This is a genomic window from Azospirillum sp. TSO5, from assembly GCF_003116065.1.
Taxonomy (GTDB): Bacteria; Pseudomonadota; Alphaproteobacteria; order Azospirillales; family Azospirillaceae; genus Azospirillum.
Map to the genome: position 1 here is coordinate 1 of NZ_LGQY01000193.1, position 6,206 is coordinate 6,206.

General features: G+C 67.7%; 4 protein-coding genes. 1 reads left to right on the forward strand and 3 read right to left on the reverse strand.

Annotated elements, in window-relative coordinates; all coding sequences use genetic code 11:
- Nucleotides 1-30: 30 nt before the first annotated feature.
- From TSO5_RS31950 to TSO5_RS31960, 3 genes are all read right to left on the reverse strand, one after another.
- On the reverse strand, nucleotides 31-1,707 hold the full coding sequence (locus TSO5_RS31950; protein WP_109155377.1) for a recombinase family protein: 1,677 nt from the start codon (nucleotides 1,705-1,707) through the stop codon (nucleotides 31-33).
- On the reverse strand, nucleotides 1,704-1,964 hold the full coding sequence (locus TSO5_RS32880; RefSeq protein WP_109155374.1) for a hypothetical protein: 261 nt from the start codon (nucleotides 1,962-1,964) through the stop codon (nucleotides 1,704-1,706). Before TSO5_RS32880 ends, TSO5_RS31950 begins: the two co-directional genes overlap by 4 nt.
- Before the next feature lie 81 nt (nucleotides 1,965-2,045).
- Nucleotides 2,046-2,939 carry a DNA-binding protein gene (locus TSO5_RS31960; protein WP_109155375.1) on the reverse strand — a complete coding sequence of 298 codons (894 nt, stop codon included), beginning with the start codon at nucleotides 2,937-2,939 and terminating at the stop codon, nucleotides 2,046-2,048.
- 462 nt (nucleotides 2,940-3,401) lie between these two features.
- Between TSO5_RS31960 and TSO5_RS31965 the strand changes: the two genes are divergently transcribed.
- On the forward strand, nucleotides 3,402-6,158 hold the full coding sequence (locus TSO5_RS31965) for a MobA/MobL family protein (protein WP_158282526.1): 2,757 nt from the start codon (nucleotides 3,402-3,404) through the stop codon (nucleotides 6,156-6,158).
- Nucleotides 6,159-6,206: the final 48 nt, after the last annotated feature.

Below are 6,206 nucleotides of genomic sequence, written 5' to 3' on the forward strand. Positions count from 1 at the left end.
GGGGTGGAGCAGCCCGGTAGCTCGTCAGGCTCATAACCTGAAGGCCGCAGGTTCAAATCCTGCCCCCGCAACCACCGACAGTTGACAGCCCGCCTCCAACGAGGCGGGCTGTCGGCGTTTCGGGTCCGCTTCGGCGCACGCCTCCAGGATCGCCAGCAGGTCGCCATGAAGCTGCGCCTCCAGCCCGGCGCCCGAGGGGCAGGGGGACAGCACGACACGGTCGACCATGGACCGGATCATCTCCATCGCGGCCATCCCCTCGTCGCCGTCGCCGAGCACGGACTCGAGCTCCGCGATCTTCCGCCGGTACAGCTCCGGCAAGTTGGCCGGCAGCAGCATTTCCGGCGCCTCCGTGCCCAGGGCGTCGATCTCGGCGGCGAGCGCAGTACGCTCGGCCTCCAGGGCGGACAGCCGCTCCTTCAGAGACGGGCTGTACATCCCGTTCTCCACTGCTTCCAGGATCGACGCGATCTTCCGGTCGGTTCCGGCGAGGGCGCGCTCCCGATCCCCGCGCCGGTTCCGCGCCTCGGCCTGATCACGCCGTTGCGCCACGACCATTTCCTCAATGAAGGCGGCGACCACGTCGGCGCCGAGCAGGCGCTCCTTCAGCCCGGCAAGAACACGGCCCTCGATCGCTTGCCGGCTGATGGTGCGGTCGTTCGGGCAGGTGCCGGAATTCCGGTGCCCGGCGCAACCGTAGCGGTCCTTGCCCATGATTGTGTAGCGGCCGCCGCAGACGCCGCACACCAGCACGCCGGACAGAAGGAAGCGCCGCCGATGCACGCGGTTCAGAGCATTGCCCTGCTCATCCCGACCGATTTCGGTGGCAACCGCCTCCTGTCGCGCCTTGACGCGGTTCCACAGAACGTCGTCGATGATGCGCAACTCGGGGACTTCGACAATCTCCCGCTTTCCCTGAGGGTTGATGCGGGCGACGCGCTTGCCGGTGCCCGGATCCTTGACGAACTCGCAACGTCCCCATTCCAGAACGCCGGCATAGTTGGCGTTGTTGAGGATACCGGTTCCGCGCGCGACCTGTCCGCGGATCGTGGTATCGACCCATTTCCTCCCCCTGGGACCTGGAACCTTCTCATCGTTCAACAGGCGGGAGATGGCGCGGGGGCTCATGCCGTCGGCGTACAGCGCGAAAATGCGGCGGACAACGGCGGCTTCGCCCGCATTGATGCGGCGATACCCGCCACCTGCCTTGTCGCCGTCGACGACGTCGTATCCATAGGCTTTGCCGCCGGGAATACGTCCCTCCCTGGCCAAGCCAAGATGGCTGCGTCGGGTCTTCTGACCGATCTCCCTGAGCTGCATCTGTGCCATCATGCCCATGATGGCGACGTGGATCGTGCTGATCTCGCCGAAGTCCGGCGTGTACAGCTTCACATTGTAGAAGCTAAGACGGTCATAGAGATCCGAGGTGTCCGCCAATCGTCGACCCAGACGGTCGACGGCTTCGGACACCACGACATCGAAGCGGCGGCGCCCGGCATCATCCACCAGCTTCAGAAAGCCCGGGCGGTGCCGGGAGGCGCCGCTGATCGCCGCGTCCGTGTAGGTATCGACAACCTCCCAGCCCTGCTGGACGGCGTAACGCCGGCACAGCTCGATCTGGTCGGCGATCGATTCCTGGCGCTGCTTGTCGGTCGAGTAGCGGGCGTAGATGACGGCCCGACGGCGGGGGTGGTGGAGGACGGTCATCGCAGGGCCTTCAGGAAGAACGCGATCAGGGCGGCGAGAAGAACAAGGGCGAGACCGGCAGCGAACGTCAGGAAGCCGGCCTGGGACGGACGCCGGCGCATCTCATGGCGCGCCAGAATGCGGGCCAATCCGAGCAGCTTCTCGAGCGGAACGGTCCGCTGCTCCTGCTGGGGCGGCTGGACAGCGGGCGCCGTCGTCGCGGCGGTGGAGTCGGTGGTGTGGGTCACGGTTGGAAAGTCCATGGTGGGAGCGGCCATGACGATATGGTCCGATGGCGGCAGGAGCGGAAACACAGCGGCAGATCGGCATCGCCGACGCCAACCCGGTCATCGGTGCGGTCAGGTGTCGGGCGGCGCGACCATGGCCGGCAGCCCCAACGAGCCCTGCTTGCCGGGCTTCACCTTGCCACCGGCTTCACGATGGGCGGATGCCGCGAGCGTCGCCGCGAACGGCTCCAGAACCTCCAACCGCCCCCGCAGGCGGGCGTTCTCGCAGAGCGCTTCGTCCAGCGCCTGCTCCACCTGATGCTTGGCGGTCAGTTCAGAACGCAGTTGGTCGAGCTGCAGCGAGGAGCGCAGGAGGGCAGTCTTTTCTTCCGACAGAAGGCGGTTCACGGTCTCCACAGCGGCTTGCGCGTCCGCCGCTTGCCGCTGCCAATCCTTGATCTCTTCGGACATCCGGGTCAGCGCCGCGTTCTGCTGGGCGACCTTCACCGCCAGCTGGTTGCGGTCTTCCGTGATCCGGTCATGCTCCTGCGCCAGATCCTCGTAACCCTGCTCCTGTTCAGCGATCTCGGCCGTCAGAGCGTGCAGTTCGCTCCGGCAGGCCGCGCTTTCGCTCTGCAGGGCTGCCAGCGCGGTGGTGTGCTGTTCCGCGGCGAGGCGCCTCTCCTCCTGCCGCATGGTGTCGATCGACGCGATGAAGGCCGTCAAGGCGCCGTCGATGGCGCACCGCATCTGCTCGGCCGCGGCGCAGGACTGGACGTCAACCGGCCCTCCCGCGGACGCATTGCCAGACGTGCTGACCGCGCCCTTCTGAATAACGAAGAGGTGAGGGGCGGTCTTCCTGATGTCATGGATGAGGCGCGATACGTCGCGCAGGGAACCCCCACCAATTTCGGCGCGGATGCGGCGGTATGACGGATAAGCGCTGTCCTTCGACACGATCTTGCTGACCGCTTCCGAGACGGACTCGTACGTGATCAGGGGATGGGTGGGCTGGGAGCAGGACATCCAGAACCTCTGCGAGGACTACGGTTTTGGCGGCCGCCGTCGGCCGGCTGAGTATCTGGATGAGTTGCGATGCCAGGAAAGGGCTGCGGCGACGGAATCTTGACGGTTCCGGTCCAAGCCGGCCGATGGTGAGGTGATACCGCGGTAGCGCTACCGGGTAACGGCACCTGATACCGGCGTTACCGTCGCCATCCACGTCGAGCCCACCCCTCCGCCTGCGTCGCTCCGGTCCACCACGTCACCCAGGCGGCGCAGAAAATTGCCCGGCCCCCGATGCGGCGGGGCGGATCCCTCCATACGCTTCCTTCCGAACCAAGCTGCCCGGGCGTCGGACCTCCGGCCCTCGCCACGGGCAGCCTCGAGCGAAGAAGTGTGCAGTTAGGCGTTGCGGCAGGCCGCAACGCCTCCGGGGCCGGCCAGGGCCGGTTACCGGATCGACGACGGCGTGGAGGTGCCGATGCCGTGGCGGACCTGGGATACTTTCGCATTGAACAGGGCATGCTCTCCCGTGGCGCCGGCGCGAAGGCCGGAGCGTCGGCGGCCTACCAATCCGGTGGCCGGTTCCGCACCGTCATCGCAGCGGCCGCTTACCAGGCTGGGGTCGGTCTGACCATCGGCGCCGACCTGCAAGAGGCGTGGGCGGCGAAGGGGCAGGACCCTGTGTCGGCGGTCGTGGACTTTACGGCCAAGGCCGGTGTCCACTACACCGACATCCGCGTGCCCGTGGGCGCGCCCGCTTGGTGCGCCGACCGGCAGACCTTGTGGACCAGGGTGGAACTCAGCGAACGGCGCCGTGACGCGACACTGGCGCTGCAATACACGCTGTCGCTCAGCCGGGAGGTCCCCATCGCCACGTCGATCCGGTCGGTGGAGCGCTTCGTTGATGAGCACCTCGGATCACGCAACCTGATCGCCGACATTGCGATCCATCTGTACGGGCGCCCCCTGGACCCCACGGTGCCTGCCGCCGCCGAGAAGCTGGCGAACACGGTCGATCTCGCGTGGCCGGTGATCCCGGTAGTCCGTGTGCCCAGCGCTCCACCGGTGGACGGCCCCCACGCCCTGGAGTTGCCCGACGGGCGCATCGTCGTCTACCAGCCGCACGCGCACGTCCTGGCGACGACGCGCCCGCTCGTCGACGGCGCCCTCGGCCCGAAGGACCGCGACCTGTCGCGAACGGCCTTTCTGATCGGAAGCCGCAAGCTGTGGGAGCACCTGTGCAACGAGGTATTGGCCGAGGCGGGGGCAACCCATCGCGTATCTCAGCGGTCGAAGTGGCATCGCTACCGTCAACAGCAGGATCTCGGCGCAGTCGGGCCGAACCATGAACCGCTTTCCCAGGTGCCGCTCGGTCCGGCCTACCACCCGGTCGTCGACGGGCGTGCTCTGAATTTTGGAGGAGTGGACGTCATGCCTCATCAATTCAACGCCATCGTAGCCGAACTCGAAAAGTCCAGACGCGCAGCGCCAGACGAAAAGTCGGTGCGTCTGGCTCGTGCCGTCGTCCGGATCGAAGAGTTGGAAGCGCAAGGGTTTTGCTTCAGCCGGGAAACGGGTGGGATGCTGAAGGTCGAAGCTCCTCCAGGTGTTGTCGTTGACTGGCATGACCGCGGTCTGTGGAGCGGGATACACGCGATGGTGCTCGACTACCTGGAGGCCCGCGACGCGGAACGGAAAGCGCGCGCGCCCGAACCGGGCTCCGTCGGGACCGCCGTTCCTGAGGCAAGCGACAGGACGGTAAAGGTGCCGGAGCCGACGGCGGAGGCGGCGCGGCTGCGGGAGGAACTGGATGCTGCCACGCGGAGCGTTGCGACCATCGCGGCGGCGACCGGGCAGGTGCAGCCGGATGTCGCGACGTCTCTGGCCGATGGCATCGTCACCGTCGCCCGCGGCGCCATGACGACCGCGTACGAGAGATCGCGCGGCGTGCTGATGCGCGAGCAGCAGGCGCGTGCGTCGGCCGAGACGCGTGCTGAGGAACTCACCAGGGACTTGGCACGTACGAAGGCCGCCCTGGCGCTGGAGCAGGAGAAGCGGCGGGCAACGGAAGCGGACTGTGGAGCCCTGCGCGCGGAAGGGACGGAACTGCGGCAGCAACTGAACGAGGCGAAGCGCAGCGCCGAGTCTGCGACCATCACCGGAACGGCGGCTGCCCGGCAGGCCGACGAAGATCGGCAAGCGCGTCACCGTGCCGAAGAGGCACTCCGTCTCGTGCGCCAGACAATCGACACCGACGCTGCCGACGAACAGTTGGCGTCTGAACTGCGCAAGCGGCTGCAGGCGGCCAGCCGACAGTCCGACGCCGTGGAGGAGGCGGCGCGGGTAGCGGGGCTGACGCCGGAGGTCCTGCCCAGCGAACCCGGCGCCCGGCTGCGGGCGATTGCGCAGGCGAACCGTGACCGGGCACTGGATGAGGTGGCCACCCTGTTGGACGCGCCGGTGCGGGCGCTTGGTGTGCATCTCCGCGGCGCCGCTGCCGAGCGGGTCCCGGCGGCTCTGGCAATCCTCACGACGGCGATCGAAGGTCGGGATGCGGAGCTTGCGCGGGAGCGCGCCAGCCGGGAGCGGGCGGAACTGGAGGCGCAGGGATGGAAACGCGCCTATGAGGCTCTGGTCCGCCACGGCCGGCGATTGGTGATGCTCCTTGCCCGGCAGACCGGGCTGGTCGAACCGGTGAAGGCGGCGTTGCGTCGGCTGATGGATGCCATCAGTCATGGCAAGGAGCCGGGCGATCTTTCCTCTGCGCTCGCCAGCCGGCGCGATGATGCTCCAGCACGCGGTGAGGCCCCGAACAGGAGCCCGCGGCAGGAGGAAGGCCAACGGACTGGCCGCACCGACAAGGTGAAGCCCGACGCGGAAGCGGCTCCCATCATGGGCGGCGTGAAGCCACCCGCGGCAACCCAGGAGTCACTGGAGGTCATGACCGGCGAGAAGCCGCGGCCGTCCGGCGTGGTGGCGGGCGCCGTCCGGTTGACCAGCGCCGCGACCGAGGCCGTCAAGGCCTTGGAGGCGCGGCTCAAGGTCATAACCAAGGACGACCTCCTGGAGACCGCGCGGGCAACCGAACTGGCGGTCCGCGAGGCGGGCGAGGAGAGGCGCCGGAACGAACACCGGCACGCCTATTCGGTCATCGCAAGGGTTGCGCGGCAGCGTGGCGTCGCCCTGCAGCCTCTCCAGCCGTCCAAGCGTAAGCGTTGTGTGACGACACCTCCGCCGTGATCGTGGTTCATGAAATATTCCGCTGGTTGCAGCTCAGCGGGGTAAGAG